The organism is Roseateles sp. GW821-FHT02E12 (genome assembly GCF_059421665.1).
In genome coordinates this window covers 640569-665170 of the sequence record NZ_JBWKVK010000001.1, presented here as the reverse complement: position 1 = coordinate 665170, position 24602 = coordinate 640569, and the positions used below count along the sequence as shown (strand labels likewise).

Genomic DNA, 24602 nt, shown 5'->3' with positions numbered 1-24602 from the left:
GCTTCACCCCGCCATCGCCCGCCCAATCAACCGATGAAAGTGATGCACCCCCTGCTCCCTCGTCGGCGAGTAGCGCCCGTGTTGATAGAAGCGTGAGCGCAGCCCCTGCTGCACCGTCATGACGACGGCCTCGTCTTCCATCTCGACCTCATCCAAAGCGCCACCGGCGCCGCTGCCCAGCAGTTCGGGCTTCCACACGTAGCTGCGAAAGCGCACCCGCGTTCTCGCCGGGCCGATGGGCGTGACCTGGTTCAGCGACAGCCCCCAGGGGTAGAAGTTCAGCATCAGGTTGGGGAACACCCACCAGTAATAGGCGGCGATGCGTTGACCGAATTCCGCGGCCTCGGGCGGCAGGTCGAACGCCGTCTCATCGGCCCGCGCCACCGCCAGCTGCAGGTTGCTCCACTCGTGCAGTTCGTAGCGGTACTGGCTCAGGTCCAGCGTCTGCGTAAGGCCCGGGTGCACGAAGGGGATGTGCAGGCCTTCGAGGTAGTTCTCCACGTAGAGCGCCCAATGCGCGTCGAACTCGTAGTCGCGGCTGCGGCTGGCGTCCAGGCGGAAGTCCTGCAGCGGCAGCCAGTGCAGGCGCTGCATGGCCGGGCCGAAGAAGGCGTCAAACGTGTCCAGCGGCTCCTCCAGCGCGACGAAGCCCTGGCCGCCCCAGTCCTGCAGCGCGACGCGCGGCAGGTTGTCGCAGGGGCGAGGGAAGTCCAGCGCCTGCTGGAACTCGGGCATGAAGCTCATGCGCCCGTCCAGCTCGAAGCGGCGCGAGTGGTAGCCGCAGCGGATCTGCGCCGCGTCCTGGCAGGGCTGCTGTACGAGCAGGTTGCCGCGGTGGGTGCAGACGTTGCTGAGGCAGCGCAGCGCACCGGCCGCGTCACGTGCCAGCAGCAGGGGTTCGTCCAGGCTGCCGGGCAGCAGCGTCTCGGGTTGCAGGCTGCCGGGCGCCTGCACGCCATGCAGGTCGGCGAGCCACTGCCAGCTGCGCGCCAGCACGCGCTCGTGCTGCAGGCGCTGCGCGGCGGGGTCGAGGTAGAAGGCCTTGTCCAGCGTCTCGGCGCGGGCGACCTCGGGGTGGACTTGCCAGCGGTGTTGCGTGTCGCTCATGCACCGGTTTTACGCCCGTGGCGGCTGTGGCCGGGCACGTGTTTGTCCTCGTGCGGAACTCGTAGCATCCGGAGCATGCGCACCGTTCTCGCCCTGCTGATTTCATTCGCCGCCGTCACCGCAACCGCCGCCCCGCTTCCGCCCGCCGCGCGTGCCGAGGTCGATGCGCTGCTGACGCGACTGCAGTCCTCCGGTTGCGAGTTCAACCGCAACGGCAGCTGGTATGCCGGCGCCGAAGCCAAGGCGCATCTGCTGAAGAAGCTGGACTATCTGGAAGGCAAGGGCATGGTGCAGACGGCCGAGCAGTTCATCGAGCGCGGCGCGGCCACCAGCAGCGTGAGCGGCAAGCCGTATCAGGTGCGCTGCGCGGGCAAGGCGCCGGTCGAGAGCGCCAAGTGGTTGACGGCCGAGCTGCAGGCGGTGCGCGCGGCCTCGGCGCCAACGCGCTGAGTATTCCGGCGCCACTGCAACGGAAAAGGGCGGCCGCAGCCGCCCCCTGAACGACGCCGTGCAGGTCAGCGGCGTCGGCGCGCTGCCGCGATGAGCAGCAGCCCTGCACCCGCCAGCATGAAGCTGCCCGGTTCGGGCACCGTGCTGATGTTGTCGAGTGCAAAGCCGCCGGTGGCGGAGAAGCTGACGGATGTCAGGTTGGCCCAGCTGCTGTCGAACGACACGCTGCCCGGGCTGGCCAGGTCGACGCTGAGGGAGGCCACCTGCGTGCCGCCCAGCAGGCCGGAAACGAACAGCATGCCGGGGCCGAAGCCCAGGTCATAGGCCGCCACGTCCAGCGACTGCAGCCCGAAGGCGCCGCCGCCGAGCAGGCTGAGCGTGAAGGGCGTCGTGTCGAAGCCGCCGACCAGCCCACCGTCCAGCGGCAGGAAGCTCGCGGCCGGGCCGCTGAAGACGAAGCCCGCCTCGCCGTAGGTGGCGATGCCGGTGTTGTTGTCGATGTCGACCACACCGGGGTTGTCGAAGTTGATGAGGCCGGCGTGTGCCGCCCCACCGCTGCACATCGCGGCCGCGAGGGCCACGGCACCGAGGAAACGATTCATGGCTGTGCTCCTGGTGGGTGTGCTCATCGCGCCGCGCGACGCATGGCGTTGGCGGTGGCCGCAGTGCTTGCAGCGGCGCCCGCGCCCGGGTTCGGCGTGTTGAGGTAAGGGAAGCCGGGCAGCAGCGGCACGACGGCCTGGTCGACGGCGTCGTGCAGCTCCAGCGACGTGGCGCCCAGCGGCACCGCGGCGCGGTTGCAGGCAGCGCCGAACAGCGCGCCGCCGTTGTTCAACCAGCACAGGCCACCCATGACGGCGGCGAGCGACACGTCGACGACGTCGTCCTTGGGCCGGCGGCCGTTGGGGAAGCCGGCCAGGTCGGCCGGGCTGTCGCCGTCACGCAGCGTGCCGACGATGCCCAGGCGGTTCTGCATCGCAAACGGTCGCGGCGCGATCGCCGTGTTCAGGCGCAGCATCTCCGAGCCCACCACGTTGGCCGGCTGGTTGACGCCGGGGATGCCGGTCAGGAAGGTGGTCACCAGATCCAGGCGCGGCAGGTTCGTGGGGGCGGCGTTGCCGATGGGCAGCACGGCCGACAGCAGCGCCGGCAGCGTCGGGTTGGTCACGTAGGTGGCGAACTGCCCGTCGCCCGAGGGTGAGGAGGCGTTGAACTTGTCCTTGTCGGGCAGGCCGATGACGACTTCGTTGACCAGCGGGTTGCCCAGCCGCGAGACCTGCACCCAGGCGCCGCCGGTCTTCACGGCCGTGTCGTAGCCGCTGGGCGGTGCGGCGTTGACGATCTGGCTCTGGCGCACGCTGGCCGTCGTCCACGCGCCGATGACGGTCTCGTTGCCCTGCGTGAGGCAGCTCTTGTGCACCTCCAGCGCCAGCGACGTGACGTTCTTGTCCTGGATGGAATTGGCCGCCGCGGCGTTGATCGCGGCGCGGTCGATGAGCACGCCCACCGGCGCGTTCACCAGGTCGAAGATGGTGCCCAGGTTCACCGCGAACGCCTCCTGGCGCTGGCCGACGAAGACCTTGGCGGGCATGGCGCAACCGGGCAGGCTGACGGTGTAGATGTGCTGGGCCGCGTAGGCCGGGTAGTCGGCAATCGTCTTGGTGCCGATGTTGTCCACGGGCTTGTCGAACAGCGTGCCGCCGGCCGGGTTGGCGACAGGGGTGGCCGTGCCCGTGCGGCGGTCACCGCGCACGAGGGTGAGGCTGAACTTCTCGTTGACGTTCAGATTGGCCGCGTTGGGCGAGCTGACGGTGCCGGCCTGGGTCAGCGGGATGGGCACCATCTGGTTGCCGATGGGCAGGGCAATGCTCTTGAGCGTGTTGGTGAACTTGAACTGGAAGGTGAGGTCTTCGCGCGCGTCGCCGTTGTTGTCGATGTGGATCTCGTAGATCGCGTTCGGGTCCAGCTTGAAGTAGTTGGGGCCGCCGTAGGCGTCCTGCAGCGGCAGGTAGTTGGCAATCAGCGTCACGTAGCCGGCACGGCCACCCGTGCCGTTGGCGGCCACGCCTTCATAGCTGTTGAACATGTAGAAGTCGGTGCCATCCAGGCGCGGCATGCCGCCGATCGACGGGGCTTCGCGGTGGCTGGAGGCATGGGCCGGCAGAGCGGCGATGCTGGCGAGGACGCCTGCGGCGATGAGCGCTACGGTGGGCGCGCGAGATGAGAGTTTCATGGAGGCTCCTGTTCGTGATGGGCCGCAAACAGATGGAAACAATCAGCGCTGCGGCTCCTCTCATACGCAGCGCATGGCGCGTGGATGCAAGGCCGCTTGGGTCAAGCTAGGGGGGTCAGGTCGGCTATCGTCTTCGGCATGCCGATGCGCATCACCCGCCGCCGCGCCGAGCTCGCGCTCGCCGGCCTGCTCACCACCGTCCTCGTGCTCGATCTCGCCTGCCCGCTGCCCCAGCCGGCGGCGGAGTCGCCCACGCTGACCGTCCTCGCCGCGGACGGCACGCCGCTGCGCGCCTGGCCGGGTGACGACGGCGCGCAACGTCAACCGACGACGCCCGAGGCGGTGTCGCCGAACTACGTCGAGGCGCTGCTGCATTACGAAGACCGCTGGTTCCGCTGGCACCCGGGCGTGAACCCGGTGGCCCTCGCGCGCGCGGGCTGGCAATGGGCGCGGCATGGGCGCATCGTGTCGGGCGGGTCGACGCTGACGATGCAGGTCGCTCGGCTGGTGGACGACAAGGCTGCCGGCCGCAGCATCCCGGCCAAGCTGCGCCAGATCGCCCGCGCGCTGCAGCTGGAGCTGCACTTGAGCAAGCGCGAGATCCTGGCGCTCTACCTGAACCTCGCGCCCATGGGCGGGCCGCTGGAGGGCGTGGAGACGGCCAGCCGCGCCTACCTCGGCAAAGGTGCGGCCGACCTGTCCAAGGCCGAGGCCGCGTTGCTCGTTGCGCTGCCGCAGTCACCCACGCGGCTGCGACCGGATCGGGCCGTTGCAGCTGCGCAGACGGCGCGCGACAAGGTGCTGACGCGCATGCAGACGCTGGGCATCTGGAGCGAGGCCGACGTAGCCGACGCCAAGCTGGAGCGCGTCTTCGCGCCGCCGCTGCGCGCACGCTGGCTGGCACCGCTGGCGGCCGAGCGCCTGCGCCAGGACGCCAGGCGCCAAGGCCACACGGCCGCCGTCATCCAGACGACGCTGGACGCCGGCCTGCAAGCTCGCCTGGAGCAGCTGCTGACGGACCGCCTCAACAGCCTGCCCGACACCGTCTCGCTGGCGGCCCTGGTGGTGGACAACCGCACGCTGGAAGTGCGCGGCTATGTCGGCTCGGCCGACTTCACCGACGCCCGCCGCGGCGCCCATGTGGACATGGTGCGCGCCAAGCGCTCGCCGGGCTCCACGCTCAAGCCCTTCCTGTACGGCATGGCGCTGGACGAAGGGCTGATCCATTCCGAGAGCCTGCTCATCGACGCGCCGCAGAACTTCGGCGGCTATGCGCCGGGCAACTTCCAGGCCGACTTCTCCGGCCCGGTCAGCGTCAGCGAGGCGCTGCAGCGCTCGTTGAACGTGCCGGCCGTCGACCTGCTCGACCGCCTCGGCCCCGAGCGCTTTGCCGGCCGGCTGCGCCATGCGGGCCTGCGGCTGCGCATGCCGGCCAACGCGGCGCCCAACTTGAGCCTCATCCTCGGCGGCGGCAGCACGTCGCTGGAGGAACTCGTTGGCGCCTACACGGCGCTGGCGCGCGGCGGCATCGCGGCCCGGCCGCGGCTCACGCCGGACGAGCCGCTGAAGGAAGCGCGGCTGATGAGCGAGGGCGCCGCTTTCATCGTGCGCGAGATCCTGGAGAGCGGTGGCCGGCCCGGCAGCCCTTTCCGCGAAAGCGCGCAGCGTGTGGCCTGGAAGACGGGCACCTCCTTTGGCTTTCGCGACGCCTGGGCGCTGGGCGTGACGGACCGCTACACCTTCGGCGTGTGGATAGGCCGGCCCGATGGCACGCCCAATCCCGGCCACTTCGGCGCCAACTCGGCAGCGCCGCTGCTGCGCGACCTGGCCGCCGCACTCGGCCCCGCCGAGGCGCGCCAGCAGCTGGGCCCCCGCCGCCGGCCCGACAGCGTGGCCGCCGTGCCCATCTGCTGGCCGCAGGGCCTGGCGGAATCGGCCACCGAGCCCGCGCTATGCCTGCAGCGCCGCACCGCCTGGACGCTGGACGGCGCGGTGCCGCCCACGCTGCCCGACCGCCTGCGCCCCGGGCCGCTGGCCGAGCCCGTCTGGGTTGAAGCCGGCCAGCGCGTGCAGCCCAGCTGCGCGCCCATGGCCGAGCGCCAAGAGGCCGTGCGCTGGCCGGCGCTGCTGGGGCCCTTCCTGGATGCCGAGCAGCGCCACCCGCTCGAGCGCCTGCCCTGGCGTGCCGGTTGCGCCGGGCAGCAACTGGTGGCCAACCGCCTGCGTGTCGTGGGGCTGGAGCCCGGCACCGTGCTGCGCCCGGCGCCGGGCCAGCGGGAGGTCGTGCTCAAGCTGCAGGCCATCGGCGCGCAGCAGGGCCTGACCTGGCTGCTGGACGGCCAGTGGATGGCCGCCAGCACCACGGCCGCCGCCGCGCAGACGCTGCGCGTCGAACGCGCGGGCCCGCACCGGCTCACGGTCATGGACGGCCTGGGGCACTGGGCGCGGGTCGAATTTCAGCTTCTGGCCCAATAGCGTCCATGGACACCTTGCAAGCCCTGGAACAGCGCATCACCGATCTTGAGATCAAGGCCAGCTTCACCGAGGACACGGTCGAGCAGCTCAACCAGGTCATCGTGCGCCAGCAGGATCAGCTCGAACGCCTGATCCGAGAACTTGTGGAGCTGCGCAACCAGGCGGCGTCGGCCGAGCCGGGCGGTTTTCGCAGCCTGCGCGACGAACTGCCCCCCCACTATTGAAGTGGAACCAGCAGCGCTGGCGCGTGACCAACGGGGCCCAAGGAGCCCCTCATGACGACCGCAAAACTGGACCTGTTGCTGCCGGCGAACTACGCCCGCCTGCTCAAGACCGAACTCAAGGACAGCGCGGGCGCTGCGGTGCCGCTGCGCTACATCTACGACCGCGCTGACAAGCAGCCGGCCGTCGTCTTCGTGGGCGACGTCGGGGCCGGCATGGTCACGCTGATGAAGAAGGAAGACTCCGGCATCAAGGTGCTGATCGGCAAGATCGCCGAGACCGAGAAGGCCTTCCTGTTCGAGATCGGCAGCCAGCTCACTGACAAGGCGATGACGGTGCAGCTGCTGGACGCCAGCATCCGCAAGCCGGTGCTGCGGGTGAAGGACGTGGATGCGGCGCTGGAGCAGCTCAGCAAGGTCGCTTCGTCCGGCAAGGGCGCTGCGCCGAGCAAGGACGACACGGCGCTGATCGACAAGGCGCAGAAGGCGTACGAGGGCTTGAAGGATCGCGTGGCCATTGGGCTCAAGCGCGCCGCGGACAACCACAAACTGCGCCTGACCACACTCGTCAAGGAGTATGACGAACTGGTCAAGGCGAAGTCGGGCAAGGAAGCCGCCACGGCGGTGGTCGGCGTCATCAAGGTGCTGGAGCTGATCGAGCATGAACATGCCGCGACGGCGGAGGCCCTGGAAAAGCGCATCAAGGCGTTGGAGATCCAGCGCGACCGGTTCAAGAAGCCGCCGCTGCATGCCAAGCACATCAAGGCCGTCAACGAGGCCTTCGAGTCGGTGCGCACGGCCGTGGAAGCCTCCGAACCCCTCAACGAGACCACGCAGGGTGCCAAGCTCGACGTCGTCGAGACCCTGCTGGACACCGCCTCGGACCTCGCGCAGATGTTCCGCGACCAGAAGGCGGAGCATGAGGCGCTGGCCAAGGAGATTGCCAAGAAGGACCGCGTGGCCGTGGCCCGCGTCAAGCGCAAGGAGCTGGACACGCTGGAGAAAGCGGTCAAGCAGTTGGCCGACAAGGCGCCCGACACCGTGCTGATCGCTGATCGCTACGAGCCCTTTGTCGCCCTCATCGACGCCGAGGACAAGCTCCTGACGCTGATGCTCGACGCCCTCAAGCCCACCACGGCCGTCGACCTGAACACCGTGGCCGGCCGCAAGTCGGTCTACGTCTACAACCTGGCGCACACCTGGGTGATGAATGCGGTGGTCTACCGCAACGGCACCTCCAGCTCCAGCATGAGCTCGCAGCAGCTAGCCCTGCTGAAGAAGGGCCAATTGAAATCGAACACCATCGGTGGCTCGGTGCTCAAGGTGGGCTTCGAGGGGCATGCCCACGTCGACGGTGGCAGCGGCGGCGTGGCCTTTGTCTACCAGCTCGACGAGTCCGAATACAAGGTCACGCCCATCGTCGTGGACACCGCGAGTTCACGGGGCAACAACAAGGACAAGAACAAGTACAACTGGAATACCGGCGGGCTGGACTACTTCCCGACCAACGCCAAGTACTGAGTCCGGACCGAGGACAGACCCTGCGTGCCTGAGCCAGAGGCTCAGGCCTTCGCCAGGCACATCCAGTCCTCAGGACTGAATGAGTCCGGGCTCAGTCTGTCCGACGCCGGACGAAGGACGGGCTGCATGCAGGCAGACCGGCATGAGTCCTGAAAGCCCGTCAGGCCTCGCCGTCCCAGTAGTCCAGCCCGGCATCCTGGCGCTGCAGCAGGCGCAGCCCGGGCGCGAAGCTGCCGACCTTGCCCGAGTCCGGGTAGACGCAGATCTCCGGCTCCTTCTGGGTGCTGATGGACAGGTAGTGCAGCGGCGCGCCAGAGGTGTTGATGATGTGGTGCGGGTACTCCGGCCCCGCCGGGATGGTGATGACGTCGCCGGCCTTGATCGGCACCAGCTCGCCAGCCACGCGCAGCGTGCCCTCGCCCTGGATGACGATGAACATCTCCTCCTCGGCGTAGTGGTAGTGGTAGGGGCAGCTCTGCTGGCCGGGCGCGACGATGTCGAAGCTGGCGCCCATCTGCTGGGCGACCGTGCCTTTGGTCATCGAGGCGGTCTCGCTGTCGTAGCGCGGCGCGCGCAGGAAGCGCTCGCGCGGCGCGTCGTTGAAATTGCGGATCAATCGCTCACGCAGTTCGGCGGGTGTGGTCACGGGGAAGCTCCTGGGACAATGGCGGTCGAATGAATCCGCCCCTGCATCTTCCAAGCCCCACCGACGACCTGCAATCCGCAGCTCACCAGGTCCTGTCAGCAGTCTTCGGCTACACGGCCTTCCGCGGCCAGCAGGCCGACATCGTTCAGGAAGTGGCCGCCGGCGGCGACGCGCTGGTGCTGATGCCCACCGGCGGCGGCAAGAGCCTGTGCTACCAGGTGCCGGCCATCGTGCGCCACACGCGCCAGCAGGGCGTGGCCATCGTCGTCAGCCCGCTGATCGCGCTGATGCACGACCAGGTCGGTGCGCTGGAAGAGGCCGGCGTGCACGCGGCCTTCCTGAACTCCAGCCAGACGGGCGAAGAGTCCAGCCGCATCGAGCGCGAAATGATGAGCGGGCGCCTCACGCTGCTGTACGCCGCGCCGGAGCGGCTGACGACACCGCGCTTCCTGGCTCAGCTCACGTCGCTGCACGAGCGCGGCCTGCTGTCGATGTTCGCCATCGACGAGGCGCATTGCGTCAGCCAGTGGGGGCACGACTTCCGCTCGGAGTATCTGCAGCTCAGCCTGCTGCACGAGCGCTTCCCCGATGTGCCGCGCATCGCGCTGACCGCTACCGCCGATGACCTGACGCGCGCCGACATCATCGAGCGGCTGCAGCTGCAGGACGCCCGCGTCTTCATCAGCAGCTTCGACCGGCCCAATATCCGCTATCTCATTGCCGAGAAGAGCGCCTCGCCGCGCGAGCAGCTGCTGCGCTTCGTGCGCGACGAGCACGAGGGCGAGGCCGGCATCGTCTACTGCCAGAGCCGCAAGAAGGTGGACGAGACGGCGGTGTGGCTGGAGAGCGAGGGCATCAAGGCCCTGCCGTACCACGCCGGCCTGGACGCCGACGTGCGCCGCCGCCACCAGGACCGCTTCCTGCGCGAGGAGGGCCTCGTCATGGTGGCCACCATCGCCTTCGGCATGGGCATCGACAAGCCCGACGTGCGCTTCGTCGCCCATCTGGACCTGCCCAAGAACATCGAGAGCTACTACCAGGAGACCGGCCGTGCCGGGCGCGACGGCGCGCCGGCCGAGGCCTGGATGACCTACGGCCTGGCCGACGTCGTCAACCAGCGCCGCATGATCGACGACAGCCCGGCTGACGAGGTCTTCAAGCAAGGCCAGCGCGGCAAGCTGGATGCGCTGCTGGCGCTGGCCGAGGCGACGGACTGCCGGCGTGTGCGGCTGCTGGGCTACTTCGGCGAAGAGAGCACGCCCTGTGGCAACTGCGACAACTGCCTGAACCCACCGCAGACCTGGGACGGCACCGAAGCGGCGCGCAAGCTCTTGAGCTGCATCTACCGCTTCCACCAACGTGGCGAGCGCTTCGGCGCCGGCCACCTGATCGACGTGCTGCGCGGCAAGGAGACGGACAAGACGCGGCAATACGGCCACGACAAGCTGTCCACCTGGGCTTGCGGCACCGACCTGTCCGAGCAGCAATGGCGGGCCGTGCTGCGCCAGCTGATCTCGCTGGGCCACGTGGCCGCCGAGGGCGAGTTCAACACGCTGGCCCTGCAGGACAGTGCCCGGGCGGTGCTCAAGGGTGAGGTGGAGTTGCGGCTGCGCGAGGCCGAGGAGAAGAAGCCGCGCGGCAAGTCAAAGACTTCGCGCGCCGGTGCCAAGCCCAAGACGGACCCGGCGCTGGGCCTGGATGCCGAGGGCCACGAGCGCTTCGAGGCCCTGAAGGCCTGGCGCTCCGAAGTGGCCAAGGAGCATGGCCTGCCGGCCTATGTGATCTTCCAGAACACGACGCTGGCCGAGATGGCGCGCGTGCTGCCGGCTGACCTGGTGGAGCTGGGAGAGATCAGCGGGGTGGGGGCGAAGAAGCTCGAAGCCTATGGCCGCGAGATTCTTCGGGTACTCGGTAGGTGAAGCCCCTCGTCCAAGGAGTACCTTGGACGGTCCCCCGGGGGGACGGCTATGCATGCGGCATCGAGCCGCATGCACATCGCCAGTGCGGGCCGGCTTGGGAGCGGCCCGGCGCTCGGCCCGCCGCGCTCATCACCGCAAGCTGATTCAGCAGACGGCCGGGGCGACGCAGGCGCTGGCCACTTGGGTGCCCGCATTGCGGCGGCCTTCGATGACGACGCGGGGCAGCTGGGCGACCGTGGCTTCCGGCGTGTGCACGCCGCTGATGACGACGCGCTCCAGTTGCACGACTTCGGATTCGGCGGCCGGGACCGTGATGGTCATCCAGGCGGCGCCGGTCAGGGCGATCAGCGCGACGAGGGCGGCGGCGCTGACGGCTTGCAGGCGGGTGGTGCGGGCGGTGGTGGTGCTGATGCGGTTCATGATGTTTACCTCTCTGTCTGTGCCGCCAGTGTGTTTCGGAGAGGCCTCTCGATCTAAGGGTTTGCGATAGGTCGCTGCTTTTCGCGGATGAAATGCGGCTGGCGCGGATCAACAGAATCCGTCGTCAAACTTGAGGGCCGACCCTGACGCCGCCGTCGGGCGGTGCCGGGATACTTCCCCGCTAGGCCCAGGGGAGAAAAGTCATGGCACGCGGCAACGACGTCCAACTCGGCGGCATCACCGATCTGGTGCTGCTGGCCGACATCAAATCCGGTTTCGTCGACGCGCTCGAAGTCGTCACCTACGTGGACCGGCTGCGCAAGGTGCTGCGCACACTCAACGGCCTGCGCCTGGGCTCGCGCGAGTCCAGCTCGCCGGCCTCGCCCTACACCGACATCGTCGCCCGCTGGCGCATCGTCCACTCCTTTCGCTGGGCGGTGGTGGAGGGCAAGAACGGCGCGCCCGACCGGCTGCTGCTCAGCGTCAACTTCGACGGCGGCTGGGAGCCCTACATGCGGGTCATCTGGGACCAGCTCGGCTCCACGCTGGACCTGATGCTCTGCCACACCGAGGGCTATGAGCTGTCCTGCCGCTGCAGCTTCGAGGCCTACGCGCGTTGGGTGCGGGCGCACGAGATCTCGGCGGACTTCCTCTTCATCGAGTCCGGCCGCACGGTGGCCGACGCCGAGTACCTGGCCCTGCTGGAGGCCGCCCAGCGCGGCCATGCCGACGAGCTCAAGGCCGACCGCCAGCGCGCGCCCTCGTCCGGCCAGGTCAGGCCCCTGCCCCCGCTGGACAAGCCGGAAGAGCGCTTTGCCATGGCCGCCCGCGGCCTGGTGCCGCTGGCCGGCCTGTTCACGCTGCAGCGCTTCTTCCGCCCGGGCGCGCCCGACGGCGCCTGCCTGCTGCGCGCCACGCAGGATGTGCTCTTCGAGCTGGCCCAGCTCGGCACCGGCACCCAGTTCCCCACGCCCGCGCCGGGCAAGCCGCCCGAGCAGGTCACGCCGGGCGAGCGCCTGCGCCTGCGCCACCACGAGATGCTGGGCTGGTTCGAAACCAAGCTGCCCGTGGCCGACGAGCCCCCCGCCCGGCTGAAGCTGGACCGCGCCCAGCTGCAGGCCGGCATGCTGAGCAAGCTGCCCACCAACCGCGGCGCGCTGCTGCTGCTGCGCATCGAGCAGCCGGCACGCGCCCTGGCCTGGCTGTCCACGGCGCAGGTCGAGGCCGAGGGTGGCAAGGCCGGGCCCGGTGGCGTCTGGCGCCAGCTGGCGCTGACGCTCGCCGGCCTGAAGGCCCTGGGCATCCCCGAGTCGCGCCTTGCGCGCTTCCCGCAGGCCTTCAAGGAGGGCATGGCCGCCCGTGCCGGCCTGCTGGGCGACGTGCGCCACAACCACCCGGCGCACTGGGCGCTCAGCGCCCACGTCAACAACCGCGACCGCTTCGACCCCGCCGGTGCCCATCTGCTGGTGCAGATCCGCTTCGAGAACCCGGCCGGCGGCGAGGCGCTGACGGACGAAGACCGCACCCGCATCGCCGCCGCCGCCAAGCTGCTGACCGACGGCACCGGCCTGTCCGTCATGGCCATCGAGCCCATGCGCAGCAACCTCGCCGACAAGGAGAACTTCGGCTTCAAGGACGGCATCAGCCAGCCCAGCCTGGACCCCGTCGCGCACAAGCATTGGAACGACCAGGTGCCCGAGGGCGAGATCGTGCAGGGCTTCGCCACGCTGCGCGACAAGGGCTGGCCGGTGCCCGAGAAGGCCGACGCGCTGCTGGACTGCGGCAGCTTCCTCGTCGTGCGCAAGCTGCGCCAGTACGGCGGCCGGCTGCACGACCGCGTGGAGCGCGAGTCCAAGCGCATGAACCTGCCGGCCGACCTGCTGATGGCCAAGCTCATGGGCCGCCGGCTGGACGGCAAGGCGCTGGCCGACGAGAGCACCGACGGCAACGACTTCCACTACGAGCAGGACGGCCGCGGCTCGCAATGCCCCTTCCACGCGCACATCCGCCGCGCCAACCCGCGCGACAAGGCGGAGGACTCGGCGCTGAAGGACCGCATGCCGCGCATCCTGCGCCGCGGCATGAGCTACGGCCCGCCGCCCGACCGCCTCAGCCCGAACGACAAGGAAGACCGCGGCCTCGTCTTCATGGCCTACAACGCCCACCTGGCCGAGCAGTTCGAGGTGGTGCAGCGCTGGATGGCCGGCGCGAATGCCAGCGGCGGCTACTCGGCGCAGAGCGACCCTCTCCTCGGCGTGGTCGATCCCAGCCAGGAAAAGCGCCTCTACCCCTTCGAGCACGCCGGCAAGCCCTACGAGATCGACCTGGGCAACCAGCCCTTCGTCACGCTGCAGTGGGGTGCCTACTTCTTCGTGCCCTCCATCCCGGCGCTGCGGGCGCTGCCTGGCTTGGCCGAGCTGCCCCTGCCGCTGCCGGCCCCCACGCCCGTGCCGCTGCGCGCGCCCGACCCGCAGGACTTCCCCGCCTGGCGGAGCTGGCTCGAAGACACCAACACCCGTGACGCCGCCTGGGCCTGGGTGCGCGCCCAACCGGGCGGCGTCGTCAGCACGAAATACGGCGTGCTCGTTGGCGCGCCGGAGCGCGTCTGCGACGTGCTGCGCAACCAGGGCGAGCGCTACTCCGTCAAAGGCTACGGCGAGCGCATGCGCAGCTCCATCGGCGAGGGCTTCCTCGGCATGGACGACGACAACGGCCACAAGGAGCAGGCGCCCGAGATCAACAAGGTGCTGGAGCAGATCAGCGAAGCCGAGTCCTTCGCCAAGGCCTACGAATACGCCAGCGGCGGCATGAAGCAGCTCAAGGCCGAGGCCCGTGCACTGCTTGCCGCCTTCCCGCCCGGCCAGAAGCCCGACGGCATCCCGGCCGACACGCCGCTGGACCTGGAGCGCCTCAGCGAAGGCGTGCTGGCCGCGCTGTGCCGCTACTGGTTCGGCATGCCGGATGGCAAGCTGGTCTGGGGCACGGAGCTGCACCCGCCCGCGGCGCCTGCCGCCGCCGAGCCGCCGCGCTGCCCGCGCGCCCTGTTCCAGGTGTCGCGCCACGTCTTCGGGCCGTATCCCAGCAAGTTCGTCAGCGACACCGGCTCCAAGGCCGGCAAGAGCTTCCTGGACGCCACGACCGCCTGGCTGCAGCAGACCCCGCGCGCGCAGTGGCCCGCGCTGACCGAGAAGATCGTCAAAGTCGCTGAAGGCCTGCCCGGTGCGCCCGCCGACCTGCCCGCCCGCACGCTGGCCGGCGTCATGCTCGGCTTCCCGCCGACGACGCACGGCAACCTGCTGACCGTGCTGGGCGGCTGGGTGCTGACGCGCAAGCTGTGGGAGCTGCAGCCCGTCTGGCACGAGGTGCCCGAGGCCGTGACCGACGCCCAGCGCTACACCGAGGCCGTCGCCCGCCTGCGCCCGGCGCTGGTCGCGACGATCAACCTGCGCCCCACACCCTTCCAGATCTGGCGGCTTGCATCGGCCGCCCACCGCCTGGGCGAGGTGGACGTAGCCATCGGCGACACCCTCATCGTCGGCCTGGGCTCCGCCACCCAGCAGGACCCGCTGCGCCACCACGTCGCCTTCGGCGGCGACCGCGCCGACCCGCTGGGCGCACCGCCCCACGCCTGCCCGGGCTACGGCATGGGCATGGGCGTCATGCTGGGCGTCATCGCGGCGGTGCTGGATGCGGGGGTGATGCGCTTCACGGGGGCGCCGACGGTGGTGGCGTTGGCTGTGTGAAGACCCGCATCATGTACATCGAGTGCAAGGCCGGCGGCTTGGCGGGGTCGGCCCGCATCGGGCTCGTCTCGTTCTCCAAGACTGGTGCGACGCTGTACTACGCCGGCAAGTCATTCCAGAGCCTGAAGGGGAGCGGTTTCAAGTCGAACTACTTCGACGTCGAGACCGGTGAACGCTACTGGATCTCAGGGCCGCACAAGAATGGTCGGGACGCTCTCTACGCCACGCATGTGAAGCCGGAGGTCGACGCGGACGTGCACGATGAATACTGGGGAGCAATCCGCGGGCTGCCGGCGCCACCCGTCAATGCTTGACCCGTATGAACGTCGAGATGACGTACTTGTTGCCCGATTCCGGTTTGTGCCCGCATGCATGTAATTCCATCCGGCCGGGAACAGGACGAGCTGCCCGGCCTTGGGCGCTATCTTCAGCCCCTGGTGGAAGAACTCGGTCTCGCCGCCACGCTCCACATCGTTCAGGTACAGCACCATCGCCACCACGCGTTCGCCGCTGCCGCCGCCGACTGAATCGGCATGCCAGCGGAAATGGCCTTCGTTGCGGGCGTACATCTGGATCTTGTAGCCCGTCGCCTGCAGCGGGAAGGACTGCAGGATGGGGCTGCGCGACAGGTACTCGGCGATGCAGGCCTGGATCGGCCCGTGGATGTCGCGGAAGACGTGGCCCCAGGCGCCTTCGTGGCCGATTTCGAGGTCCCAGGAAACCTTGGTGTCCTGCGCGTAGCGGGCGTTGCCCGCAGCGCCGATGCGGCCACGGTGCTTGGCCGGGTCGCCGTCGAACTTCTGCACGATGGCGTCGCAGACGGCGGGGTCCAGCCCGCGGTAGATGACGATGAAATCGCGGTCGTAGACGAGGTCCGTCGGGCGGGTCGGCGCGTGGGTTGCGGTGTCCATCCTCGGCCAGGGTGGGTGAGCAAAGCCGGGGAATGTAGGGCGGCGGCGTTCGCGCGCTTGCGCTGTTTTCGTTCCGTGCCGAGCGCTTTCCGCGCAAGCGGCCAAGCAACCAGGCGGCCCGGGCGCTAGAGCTGCAGCGCCCGCTCCACGAAGCCGGTCATCCCCAGCCGCTCGAACTCCCGCGCGGCGCGGTCGCGCGCGGCCTGCCAGCGGTCGTCCAGGCGCAGCTCGGCTTCCAGCAGCGCCGTGACGGCGGCTTCGTGGGCCGAATCCCGCTGCTCGCCAGCGCCGCGGGCCAGGCCCAGGTAGCGCTTGGCGCGGTCGCCGTCGCCCACGCTGGCCGCCAGCCGGGCGGCCGCGCGGTAGGCCATGGCGCCGCCGATCCAGTCGTGCTGGCGGCCGCGCCTGAGGGCCAGGGCGACGTGGTGGCGGGCCGCGCCGGCATCGCCCTGGGTGGCCAGGATGTCGGCCAGCCAGCCGTGGTTGAAGCTGCTGTACAGGCCGCCGCCGCGCGGCGCGAGCCAGGCGGTGGCGTCGAGGATGTGCTGGCGCGCGGTCGCGTCGGCGTCCTGCATCCAGGCGCCGTAGGCTCCGGCCGCATGGCCCATGGCGCAGGTGAACATGCTGCGCACCTGGGCGCCGACGCGGTGGGCCACCGCCGCGGCCTCGCGGGCCTCGGCCCAGCGGCCCTGCCACAGCAGCACGGCGGCGCGCCAGCCCTGGATGCTGGCCTCGACCGCATGGCCGCTGCCGTCGAAGGGGGCCAGCGCCTCGGCGAAGACCTCATGGGCCTGGGCGAAGTGACCCTGGTCGCCCAGCACGTAGGCGCGGCAGCACAGCGAGTAGGACAGGCCGATCTGGTTGGCCGCACTCTTGCTGGCGCGGGCGCGCTGGCGGGCGATGGCCAGGTCCAGCATGGGCAGGGCGTTGGCGTAGTCGGCCGCGGCGGCCTGCAGCTGGCCGACGGTGCCGGGCAACTGGGCCAGCAGCGCGTGGTCGCCGCATTCCTGGGCGGTCTGGACGGCCGCGCGCGCATGGCGCAGGCTGTCGCGCGTTTCGCCCAGCGCATAACCGACATAGGACAGCCAGTACTCGGTGCGGGCGACGAGGCCGGGGTCGCCATCGGCCTGGGCCAGGCTGGCGGCATGCCGGAGCACGCGCAGGTCGTCCTGCGAGGCGTCGAAGACACAGGCCATGCCCAGGCGCTGCGCGATGCCGATCCAGCGGCGCCGGCGGGCGCGCCCCTCGTCGTCTCCGTCGGGCAGGAATTCGAGTGCCGCCAGTGCGGCGCGGAACTGCTTCTTGGCACGGTCCAGCGCCGAGGCGGCCAGCGCCTGGTCGCCGGCGGACTCGGCGTGGTGGGCGGCGGCGGGCCAGTCGTTGGCGGCGGCGGCGTGATAGGCCAGCTGCTCGTGCAGCTGATCCTCGGCGCCACCGTGCGCGATCAGCGCGGCGCTGATGTGGCGATGCAGGGCCTGGCGCTCGTGCAGGCCGGTGGCCTCGTAGACGACGTCGCGCGTGATGCCGTGCTTGAAACGCAGGCGGCCGGGGCGCTGGTCCGGAAAGATGAAGTCCTGCGCGGCCAGCGCCTGCACGGCCGGATGCTGCTCGCCGCAGCCGGTCAGGGTTTCGAGCAACCAGGTCGGGATGACGTTGCCGATGACGGCGGCGATGCGCACGAGCTGGGCCTGCTCGGGTGGCAGCCGGCCCACGCGTGACTCGACGAGGGCGGCCAGCCAGGCCGAACTGCTCTGGCCGGCAACGAGGCCGCCCCCGCTGTCGGCCGCGGCGTGGCAGAGCTCCTCGATGAAGAGGGGGTTGCCGCCGGCGTGGCGCTGCACCTCGGAGGCGATGAAGGGGTCGGTCTGCGGCAGCAGTTGCTGCACGGCGCGGGCGGCCTCGGTCTCGGTCAGCGGTGGCAGCTCGATGATGTCGGCATCACCGTCGTTGGCGCCGGGCAATGCAGGCTGGGGCCGGCTGGCCGTCAGCAGCAGCAGGGGCAGGCCTTGCGCCTGGGCGGCGGCGCGCAGGCGGTGCAGCAGGCGCAGCGAGGCGTCGTCGGCCCATTGCAGGTCGTCGATGCAGACGAGCTGGGGCGTGCGCCGCGCCAGCGCCAGCAGCAGGGCCAGCAGCGCATCGGCGCGCTGGGCCGGGGCGCTCTGCTGGGCGGCGAAGAGCTCGGGTGGCGCGTCGTTCAGGCCGTCCAGCGCGCGCAGCATCTGCACGAAGGGCTGCAGCGGCTCGGCGCTCAGGTAGCTCTCGCAGTAGCCGCGGTGGATCTGGCAGTGCTGATCGGCGGCGTGGCGCAGGAATTCCTCGGTGAGCCGGGTCTTGCCCACGCCGGCACCGGCGCGCAGGCCCAGCCACAGCGACCGGCCGGCCAGTGTGCGGGCGAGGGCCGTGTACAGCGCCGTCAGCTCGCTGCCGCGGCCGACGAAGGGCGCCAGTCCCCGGCGTACGCTGGCCTCGAAGCGCCGCCCCACCGCCGCGCGGCCATGGATGCGGTAGGCGGCCAGCGGCGTCGCGCGGCCGCGCAGCTGCAGCGAGAAGCGCGGGCCGGTCTCGAAGAACTGGCTCTGCAGGCCCAGGCTTTCTTCGCTGGCGATGATCTCGTCGCGCTTGGCGGCCTCGGACAGGCGGGCGGCGATGTTGGGCGCGTTGCCCAGCAGCTCGAAGCGGCCGCGCATCTGGTCGCCCTCGTTGACGAGGACGATACCGGCATGGATGCCGCTGTGCAGCGTCAGGCCCGCGAAATCGGCCGGCTTGGGCCCCGGCGGCAGCAGGCCGCGCACGGCGGTGTGCAGTTCCAGCGCGGCCTCGGTGGCGCGGCGGCCGTCGTCCTCGCGCACCTCGGGGTGGCCGAAGACAGCCAGCATGCCGTCGCCCTGGATGCGGGCGATGACGCCGCCGTGGTGGGGCACGATGCGGTCGTACAGCTCGCGCAAGCCCCCCAGCATGGCCGCGTAGTGCTCGGCCTCCATCCACTCGGCCATGGCCGTGGAGCCGCTCAGATCGACGAAGAGCAGGGTCAGCAGCCGGCGCTGGCCGACGGCAGGAGGACTGGCGGCGGTGGAGGCGGGGGACTCGGTCACGACGCCGGTGATCCTAGCCGCTGCGGCTCTGGGGAGAAGGCCGGAACAAGCCCATTTGGAGCGCCGGCTCTAGTCAGAACTGTTTAGCCTAGCCCTGCATGGGCGCGAAGTCGGTGTCGGCCACGGTGCGCGGCGCCTCCGGCGGCAGGTCTTCCTCGCGCAGGCCGAGGTAGATGGGCTCGCCGTTGCGGCGGTGGATGTTGATCTTGGCGTTGTAGACGCGGTGGATCAGCCCGTGCTTGTCGGCCATCTGGTACTCGCTGATGCCCCACAGGCCCGTCGCGTCGCGACGGCCGGTCAGGTAGCAGGCGATCTCGTCGACCTCGGAGCCGGCGAGCTTGAGGCCGTTCAGGCTGCGCAGCGGCGCGCGCGTGCGCTCGACGAAGTCCAGGCTGTCGATGCGCACGTCTTCGCCGGTGGTCGCGTCGTGCATCAGCGTGTTGAACTTGCCGACGAGGATCTGGCCCGGTTCGGCGCGCTCGATCATGCGGGCGAGCTCGATGGTGACCTGGCCGACCAAATAGCTGAACGAGGTCGGGTTCAGGCCCTCGGATTGGTAGAACTCGTAGTGCGAGCCGACGTGGAAGCAGGCGCGCAGCTTCGGGACGGACTCGGGCCGCGTGGCGCGCTCCTGGGCCAGCGCGTTGTCGGCCAGGATGAACTGCATCAGCTGATACAGCTCGATGTTGGCCTCCACGCCGCGCATGCGGTTCCAGATGTAGAAGCCGTCGCCGGTGGTGGTGCGCGCGAAGTTGATGTTGATCTCGCGGTCCAGCAGCTTGGCGTAGGCGGCGTTCACCGAGCAGGACAGGCTGTTGAGCTGCACCACCTGCTGCAGCGCTGTCAGCAGCGAGAAGCCGACGGCGTCGAACAGGATGACGGCGCGGTCTTCGACGAGGCGGATGCCGTAGCGTGCGGTGATGGCCGCGATCAGCGGCAGGCCCAGGCCGCGCTCGGGCGCGAAGGGCAGCGTGATGAGGCGCGGCGTGATGCCCAGCGCCGCGCTGACGGCGTCGAAGGCGTGCTTGTCGAGGTGTTCCTGGTTGGACAGCAGCTTGTCCAGCAGGCGTGCGCGCCGCGTCAGCTCCTCGGACGACAAGGTGCCGTCGCCAAGGGCGAACTCGGTCAGCATGGGGTGCGGCGCGACCAGCACGCGCAGGCCACGGGGCTCGGGCGTCCAGCCGTAGATGAGGTTGTCACCCAGGTTCCACAACGCGTACAGCGCCTGGTCGAGCAGGATGATGTTGTCGCGCAGCTGGGTTTCGCTCAGGCCTGCCGGGGCGGGGTAGGCCATGAAGCCATCCAGCCAGGACCGGCGTTTGCGCAGCTCTTCTTTCACAAGCGGGCTCCAATCAGAAGCCCGGATTGTCTTTCAGAGCACGGTCTGTTGCTGACGCCAAGCCGACTCGTCGACACAGCGGTGGCTGGCGCCCCGCTGCGCCGGCGACTCGGCTCGGCTGTTTTCGGTGATTCGCATCGTCATGCGGGGCTCAGGCGCGGCGGGCGGTGATGGTCACGCGGGGCAGTTGAGCGACTTCACGGACGGCGTAACCGGTGACGACGACGCGCGGCAGCTGGGCGACTTCCTGCGTGGCCTTGCCGGTGATGACGACGCGGGGCAGCTTCTGCACTTCTTGGGGGGCGGCGCTGGCGGCGAAGGCGGTGAACGCGAAGGCGGCGACGGCGGCGGCTTGGATCAGGACGGTGGCTTTCATGATGCTTCCTTGGGGTTTCGTTCAGCGGTATTGCTGTGTCGATGGAAGCAGTTTCGTCACTGGACCCAGGCGCCGCCACGGCGCTGCGATGAATCGCCGGACGCGGGCCGCGAGCTGCATGCGGCCGCGATAAACGGTCAGTTCTTCGGCGCCAGATGCGTGGCCAGGAAGGCCTCGATGCGGCGCCAGTAGTCTTGCTGGTGCTCCCATTTATAGAAGCCATGGCCTTCGCCGGGGTAGGACACCCACTCGGGCGGGCGCCCAGCGGCGGTCAGCGCGTCGCGCAGTGCGGTGCCGTGGATCAGAGGGACGCGTTCGTCGCGTTCGCCGTAGACCAGCAGCAGCGGGCCCTGCAACTTGTCGACGAGGCGGATGGGCGAGGTGCTTGCCAGCATGGCGGCGTCGGCCTGGGGGTCGCCTACATGTTTGGGAATGCTGAAGTTCATGGCGTCCGCGGACACGTCGGACCAATGGCGCGACGTGAGCTTGGCGAGGTCGGTGGGCGCCAGCGCCGCGACCGCGCAGCTCACGCCACCCCGGGCCAGGCCCATCAGCGCCGCGTAGCCGCCGTAGCTGGCGCCGACGATGCAGACGCGCTTGGGGTCGGCCAGGCCCTGCTTGACGGCCCAGGCGAGGGCGTCGTCGAGGTCGTCCTGCATCTTCAGGCCCCATTGCTTATCGCCTGCATGCAGGTGGCGGTGGCCGTAGCCCGTGCTGCCGCGGAAGTCCACCTCCAGCACGAGGTAGCCGCGCGAGGCATAGAACTGCGGCTCGGATTGCCAGGCCCAGTGGTTGCCGCGCACCCAGGGGCCGCCGTGCACGAGCAGCACCGTGGGGGCCGGCCCGGGCGTGCCGGGGTGGGTGACCACCATGGGCAGGCGCAGGCCGTCGCGGGCCGCGGTGCTGGCGGTCTGGCGCGGCTGGCCCTCGGGCATCCACGGCATGGAGCCTGCCAGCGGCGTCAGCTCGCGGCTTTCGCGGTCGAACAGGAAATAGCGCGTCGGGCGCCGGTCGCTCATCGAGGTGACGAGCAGCCTGGGCACGGCCAGGCAGCGCCGGCACTGGATCATGTTCGCCGCGCCGGGCAGGCGGCGGTCGATCTCGGCCTGGGCCTCGGCCAGGACGGGCGAGAACCAGGCGGTCTGCGGCACATCGGTTTCGAAATGCACGCCCAGCAGCTGGTCGTCGTCGGCATCACGCAGCAGGCGGGGGTTGATGTCGTGCGTGCCGGAGGCGACGACGCGCGTGGTCGGGGCGTCGGGCGAGACGCTGTCCGCCCGGTGCAGGGCCTTGCGGCCCTGCTCGCTGACCAGCAGGTACAGCCGCCCGGCGCGATCGATGGCCAGCGGCCAGCGCTCAGGCTCGCCCTGCCCGGACTCGTGCCAGAGCTTCCAGCCCGCATCGCCGTCGCGCCACTGGATACGGGTGCCGCCGCGGCCGTTGCTGCCGGCGGCGAAGGTCGGGTTGCCGGCGGCGTCCAGCACCCAGTGGGTGATGCCCTTGGGGGCGCCTTCGGTCAGCGGCTGGCGCTGGCCGGTGGCGATGTCCAGGGTGGCCAGGTCGATGTGGGCGACGTAGCGCTGCAGGTCACCGATGTTGAGCCGCATGACGAGGCGGCCCGGGCGGTCCAGCGCCGGGGGCTGGAACAGGCTCCAGTTGCCCTGCAGCACGCGCTTGTTCTGCGGGGTGCTGTCAACGCTGCCAAAGCCTTCCCTGCTTTTCTGGACGGTGCGGCCGCCTTGCGGCGTGTCGACCAACTTCCAGAGGACGTCCTGAGGTCCGGCATCGACCCACTGCTTGAAGCCGCTGCCATCACGGTTGAGCGTCCACAGGCCCGGCGTGACGCGCCAGCCCTCGCCGTCCACGCGCGCCCTCACCGTGAAGGCCAGGCGCTCGTTGTCGATCCAGAAGATCTCGCGGATGTCGGCCCGGCCGAAGGCCTTGATGGGCGTGGCCTCGTTCGGCTTGTCGGTGGCGATGATGGCCAGGCTGGTGGTCTTGCCGTCGGGGTTGATGATGGCGGCGACATGGCGGCCGTCCGGCGACAGCACCGGGCCCGAGAAGGCCGGCGGGCGCTGGAAGTCCTCGATGCTGGGTGGTGCCGCAGGGGCGGCCGAAGCGAGGGAGGTGACAGCCAGCAGGGCGAGGATCAGTGCTTTCATCAGGGTTTCGGGGTGGTGCCGATGTTGCGGGCCAGGAAGCGCTCGACGCGTCCCCAGAAGTCTTCATTGGTCTTGAGGTTGAACCAGCCATGGCCTTCCTCGGGGTAGACGACCCATTCCAGCGGCTGGTCGGCCCGCAGCGCGGACTTCATATCGGTGCCGTGCTTGAGCGGCACGCGCCGGTCCTCGCCGCCATAGGCCATCAGCAGCGGCATGCGGATCTCGCTGGCGCGCGCCAGCGGTGAGGTCTTCTTCATCTGCTTGGCGTCGGTCTCGGAGTCGGCCACGAGGCGCTTCATGCCGTAGTCCTTCCACTCGTCGGACATGTCGCTCCAGTGGAGGTTGCTGAGCAGTCCGATGTCGGTCACGCCGACCCAGTTGACGGCGCACTTGAACAGGTCCTGCTGCGTGACGGCGGCCATCATGGCCGCGTAGCCGCCGTAGCTGGCGCCCATGATGCAGGCGCGCTTTGGGTCGGCCCAGCCCTGCTTGACGGCCCAGGCCAGCGTGTCGGCGATGTCGTCCTGCATGGCCAGGCCCCACTGCTTCCAGCCGGCCTGGAAATGCTTGAAGCCATAGCCGGTGCTGCCGCGGAATTCGGGCTCCAGCACGAGGTAGCCGCGGCTGGCCAGGAACTGGGCGTCGGGCTCCCAGCGCCAGTGCGTGCCGCGCACATAGGGCCCGCCGTGCACGAGCACGATGGTGGGCGTGGCGGCCTTGATGCCGCCGGCGGGCTGGGTGACGAGCACCGGCAGCACCAGCCCGTCGCGGGCCTTGATGCGGTGATAGTCGCGCTGGCCCATGGCGGCGGCGGGCAGGTCGGTGCGGGTGCCGGCCAGCGGCTGCAGGTCTTTGTCGGCTGGCTTGTAGAGGTAGTACAGCGGCGGGCGCACGTCGGACAGCGAGGTGACGATGAGGTGGCTCGCGTCCACGCAGCGCAGGCATTCGATCAGGTTGACGCTGCCGGGCAGGCGGGCGTCGATGTCGGCCTGGGTGGCCTTCATCGTCTTGTCCAGCCACACGGTGCCGGGCGCGTCGGTCTCGAAGCGCACACCCAGCAGCCGGCCCGTGCCGGGCTCGGTGATGAGGTCCCCGGTGAAGTCGTAGCCCGGCGTGGAGATCAGCGGTTCGCCGTCCGCCTGGCCGGTCTTGGGGTCGATGCGGAAGACAGCGTCGTAGCCGCCGTGGCCGCGCTCGCCCAGCATCAGGCCGTCCGGTCCGGCCCAGATCGGCCAGGGGTGCTTGCGCGCATGGGGGTCGTCCTCGTACCAGAATTGCCAGCGGCCCGCCTCGTCGCGGCGGAACAGCCGGCTGCGACCCTGGTTCTGCGTGTCGATGACGCGCGGCTGGCCCCGCCAGTCGAGCAGCCAGTGCGAGGTGTGGTCGGGGATGCCTTCGCTGAGCGTGCGCGTGAGGCCGGTTCGCGTATCCAGCCGGGCCAGTTGCACTCCGCTGGAGCCGGGTTCGTGCGACCAACGGCGTCGCAGCACGATGACGTCGTTTCCGGCTTCACTCGGGACGCTGTGCAGCGTCCAGATCAACTCAAGCCGCCGGTCGACCATGGCGATGCTGCTTGTGTAGCCAGAGCTGAATTGCGCATTGATGAGCTGACGTTTTTGGGTGCCATCGCGGTCTACCGCCCACAGTCCTTCCGCTTCGACGCGGCTGGAGCCGTCGGGGCTGTTGGACGCCTGGTAGACGAGCCGGTCATCGCTCACCCAATGGTGCTGGGCGATATCGGCGTCGTTGAACCCAGCGATGAACTTAGGCTCGGCCATCGTCTGCAGGTCGATGACGGCCAGCCACATGCGGTCGCCCTTGCCTGCGGCCTGGATGGCGAGAAAGCGGCCGCTGGGGCTGAGCTTGGGCGTACGCACCGCGGCGCGCTTGAAGAAGGCGGTGGCGGACGGCGGCTCGGCCGCGCCAGCGTTCGGGGCCATGACGGTGGACAGGGCAAGAAGGGCAGCGGCCAGGCAGTTCTTCATGA

General features: G+C 69.9%; 17 protein-coding genes. 6 read left to right on the top strand and 11 right to left on the bottom strand.

The window, feature by feature from the left end; genetic code table 11:
• Positions 1 to 3: 3 nt before the first annotated feature.
• Entirely contained in the window at positions 4 to 1107 is a 1104-nt protein-coding gene (locus tag AC07V5_RS03110) for an aromatic ring-hydroxylating oxygenase subunit alpha (protein ID WP_495114113.1), read from the bottom strand.
• 75 nt (positions 1108 to 1182) lie between these two features.
• On the opposite strand from AC07V5_RS03110, the gene AC07V5_RS03105 reads away from it, so the two are divergent.
• Positions 1183 to 1557: a YfeK family protein gene (locus AC07V5_RS03105; protein ID WP_495114112.1), complete on the top strand. Its 375-nt coding sequence runs from the start codon at positions 1183 to 1185 to the stop codon at positions 1555 to 1557.
• Between the two features lie 65 nt (positions 1558 to 1622).
• Here the strand turns inward: AC07V5_RS03105 and AC07V5_RS03100 are convergent, their stop codons facing one another.
• On the bottom strand, positions 1623 to 2159 hold the full coding sequence (locus AC07V5_RS03100; RefSeq protein ID WP_495114111.1) for a PEP-CTERM sorting domain-containing protein: 537 nt from the start codon (positions 2157 to 2159) through the stop codon (positions 1623 to 1625).
• Between the two features lie 23 nt (positions 2160 to 2182).
• Positions 2183 to 3790, bottom strand: coding sequence for a DUF4331 domain-containing protein (locus AC07V5_RS03095; protein WP_495114110.1), 1608 nt, complete (start codon positions 3788 to 3790; stop codon positions 2183 to 2185).
• A gap of 144 nt (positions 3791 to 3934) precedes the next feature.
• On the opposite strand from AC07V5_RS03095, the gene pbpC reads away from it, so the two are divergent.
• Genes pbpC through AC07V5_RS03080 form a run of 3 tightly spaced genes read left to right on the top strand, consistent with a single transcriptional unit; the run spans position 3935 to position 8007 of the window.
• On the top strand, positions 3935 to 6265 hold the full coding sequence (gene pbpC, locus AC07V5_RS03090) for a penicillin-binding protein 1C (protein WP_495115657.1): 2331 nt from the start codon (positions 3935 to 3937) through the stop codon (positions 6263 to 6265).
• A gap of 5 nt (positions 6266 to 6270) precedes the next feature.
• Positions 6271 to 6489, top strand: coding sequence for a SlyX family protein (locus AC07V5_RS03085; protein WP_495114109.1), 219 nt, complete (start codon positions 6271 to 6273; stop codon positions 6487 to 6489).
• Between the two features lie 51 nt (positions 6490 to 6540).
• Complete coding sequence (locus AC07V5_RS03080) at positions 6541 to 8007, top strand: hypothetical protein (RefSeq protein ID WP_495114108.1); 1467 nt, start codon at positions 6541 to 6543, stop codon at positions 8005 to 8007.
• Between the two features lie 160 nt (positions 8008 to 8167).
• Here AC07V5_RS03080 and AC07V5_RS03075 read toward each other — a convergent pair whose 3' ends face one another.
• Positions 8168 to 8653 (bottom strand): cupin domain-containing protein, encoded by a 486-nt coding sequence (locus tag AC07V5_RS03075; RefSeq protein WP_495114107.1) that lies wholly within the window; start codon positions 8651 to 8653, stop codon positions 8168 to 8170.
• A 29-nt stretch (positions 8654 to 8682) separates the two neighbouring features.
• On the opposite strand from AC07V5_RS03075, the gene recQ reads away from it, so the two are divergent.
• Complete coding sequence (gene recQ, locus AC07V5_RS03070; protein ID WP_495114106.1) at positions 8683 to 10572, top strand: DNA helicase RecQ; 1890 nt, start codon at positions 8683 to 8685, stop codon at positions 10570 to 10572.
• Between the two features lie 144 nt (positions 10573 to 10716).
• On the opposite strand, the gene AC07V5_RS03065 is transcribed toward recQ, so the two are convergent.
• Entirely contained in the window at positions 10717 to 10992 is a 276-nt protein-coding gene (locus tag AC07V5_RS03065; protein ID WP_495114105.1) for a hypothetical protein, read from the bottom strand.
• Between the two features lie 203 nt (positions 10993 to 11195).
• Between AC07V5_RS03065 and AC07V5_RS03060 the strand changes: the two genes are divergently transcribed.
• Positions 11196 to 14735, top strand: coding sequence for a Dyp-type peroxidase (locus AC07V5_RS03060; RefSeq protein ID WP_495114104.1), 3540 nt, complete (start codon positions 11196 to 11198; stop codon positions 14733 to 14735).
• Positions 14736 to 14920: 185 nt separating this feature from the next.
• Here the strand turns inward: AC07V5_RS03060 and AC07V5_RS03055 are convergent, their stop codons facing one another.
• From AC07V5_RS03055 to AC07V5_RS03030, 6 genes are all read right to left on the bottom strand, one after another.
• A complete protein-coding gene (locus AC07V5_RS03055) occupies positions 14921 to 15646 on the bottom strand; it encodes a 2OG-Fe(II) oxygenase family protein (protein WP_495114103.1) in 726 nt (241 codons plus the stop codon).
• Between the two features lie 125 nt (positions 15647 to 15771).
• Entirely contained in the window at positions 15772 to 18738 is a 2967-nt protein-coding gene (locus AC07V5_RS03050; RefSeq protein ID WP_495114102.1) for an ATP-binding protein, read from the bottom strand.
• Positions 18739 to 18826: 88 nt separating this feature from the next.
• The gene (locus AC07V5_RS03045; RefSeq protein WP_495114101.1) at positions 18827 to 20032 is read right to left on the bottom strand and encodes a hypothetical protein; all 1206 of its coding nucleotides are present in this window, start codon (positions 20030 to 20032) and stop codon (positions 18827 to 18829) included.
• Positions 20033 to 20228: 196 nt separating this feature from the next.
• Positions 20229 to 20453: a hypothetical protein gene (locus tag AC07V5_RS03040; RefSeq protein WP_495114100.1), complete on the bottom strand. Its 225-nt coding sequence runs from the start codon at positions 20451 to 20453 to the stop codon at positions 20229 to 20231.
• 137 nt (positions 20454 to 20590) lie between these two features.
• Positions 20591 to 22615 carry an alpha/beta hydrolase family protein gene (locus AC07V5_RS03035; RefSeq protein ID WP_495114099.1) on the bottom strand — a complete coding sequence of 675 codons (2025 nt, stop codon included), beginning with the start codon at positions 22613 to 22615 and terminating at the stop codon, positions 20591 to 20593.
• Entirely contained in the window at positions 22615 to 24600 is a 1986-nt protein-coding gene (locus tag AC07V5_RS03030) for an alpha/beta hydrolase family protein (RefSeq protein WP_495114098.1), read from the bottom strand. The genes AC07V5_RS03035 and AC07V5_RS03030 overlap by 1 nt, the downstream gene beginning before the upstream one ends.
• Between the last annotated feature and the right edge of the window lie 2 nt (positions 24601 to 24602).

Excerpts from the sequence above, each read along its gene's own strand:
- AC07V5_RS03110 (WP_495114113.1), bottom strand. The coding sequence starts at position 1,107 with ATGAGCGACACGCAACACCGCTGGCAAGTCCACCCCGAGGTCGCCCGC.
- AC07V5_RS03105 (WP_495114112.1), top strand. The coding sequence starts at position 1,183 with ATGCGCACCGTTCTCGCCCTGCTGATTTCATTCGCCGCCGTCACCGCA.
- AC07V5_RS03100 (WP_495114111.1), bottom strand. The coding sequence starts at position 2,159 with ATGAATCGTTTCCTCGGTGCCGTGGCCCTCGCGGCCGCGATGTGCAGC.
- AC07V5_RS03095 (WP_495114110.1), bottom strand. The coding sequence starts at position 3,790 with ATGAAACTCTCATCTCGCGCGCCCACCGTAGCGCTCATCGCCGCAGGC.
- pbpC (WP_495115657.1), top strand. The coding sequence starts at position 3,935 with ATGCGCATCACCCGCCGCCGCGCCGAGCTCGCGCTCGCCGGCCTGCTC.
- AC07V5_RS03085 (WP_495114109.1), top strand. The coding sequence starts at position 6,271 with ATGGACACCTTGCAAGCCCTGGAACAGCGCATCACCGATCTTGAGATC.
- AC07V5_RS03080 (WP_495114108.1), top strand. The coding sequence starts at position 6,541 with ATGACGACCGCAAAACTGGACCTGTTGCTGCCGGCGAACTACGCCCGC.
- recQ (WP_495114106.1), top strand. The coding sequence starts at position 8,683 with ATGAATCCGCCCCTGCATCTTCCAAGCCCCACCGACGACCTGCAATCC.
- AC07V5_RS03065 (WP_495114105.1), bottom strand. The coding sequence starts at position 10,992 with ATGAACCGCATCAGCACCACCACCGCCCGCACCACCCGCCTGCAAGCC.
- AC07V5_RS03060 (WP_495114104.1), top strand. The coding sequence starts at position 11,196 with ATGGCACGCGGCAACGACGTCCAACTCGGCGGCATCACCGATCTGGTG.
- AC07V5_RS03055 (WP_495114103.1), bottom strand. The coding sequence starts at position 15,646 with ATGGACACCGCAACCCACGCGCCGACCCGCCCGACGGACCTCGTCTAC.
- AC07V5_RS03045 (WP_495114101.1), bottom strand. The coding sequence starts at position 20,032 with ATGGCCTACCCCGCCCCGGCAGGCCTGAGCGAAACCCAGCTGCGCGAC.
- AC07V5_RS03040 (WP_495114100.1), bottom strand. The coding sequence starts at position 20,453 with ATGAAAGCCACCGTCCTGATCCAAGCCGCCGCCGTCGCCGCCTTCGCG.
- AC07V5_RS03035 (WP_495114099.1), bottom strand. The coding sequence starts at position 22,615 with ATGAAAGCACTGATCCTCGCCCTGCTGGCTGTCACCTCCCTCGCTTCG.
- AC07V5_RS03030 (WP_495114098.1), bottom strand. The coding sequence starts at position 24,600 with ATGAAGAACTGCCTGGCCGCTGCCCTTCTTGCCCTGTCCACCGTCATG.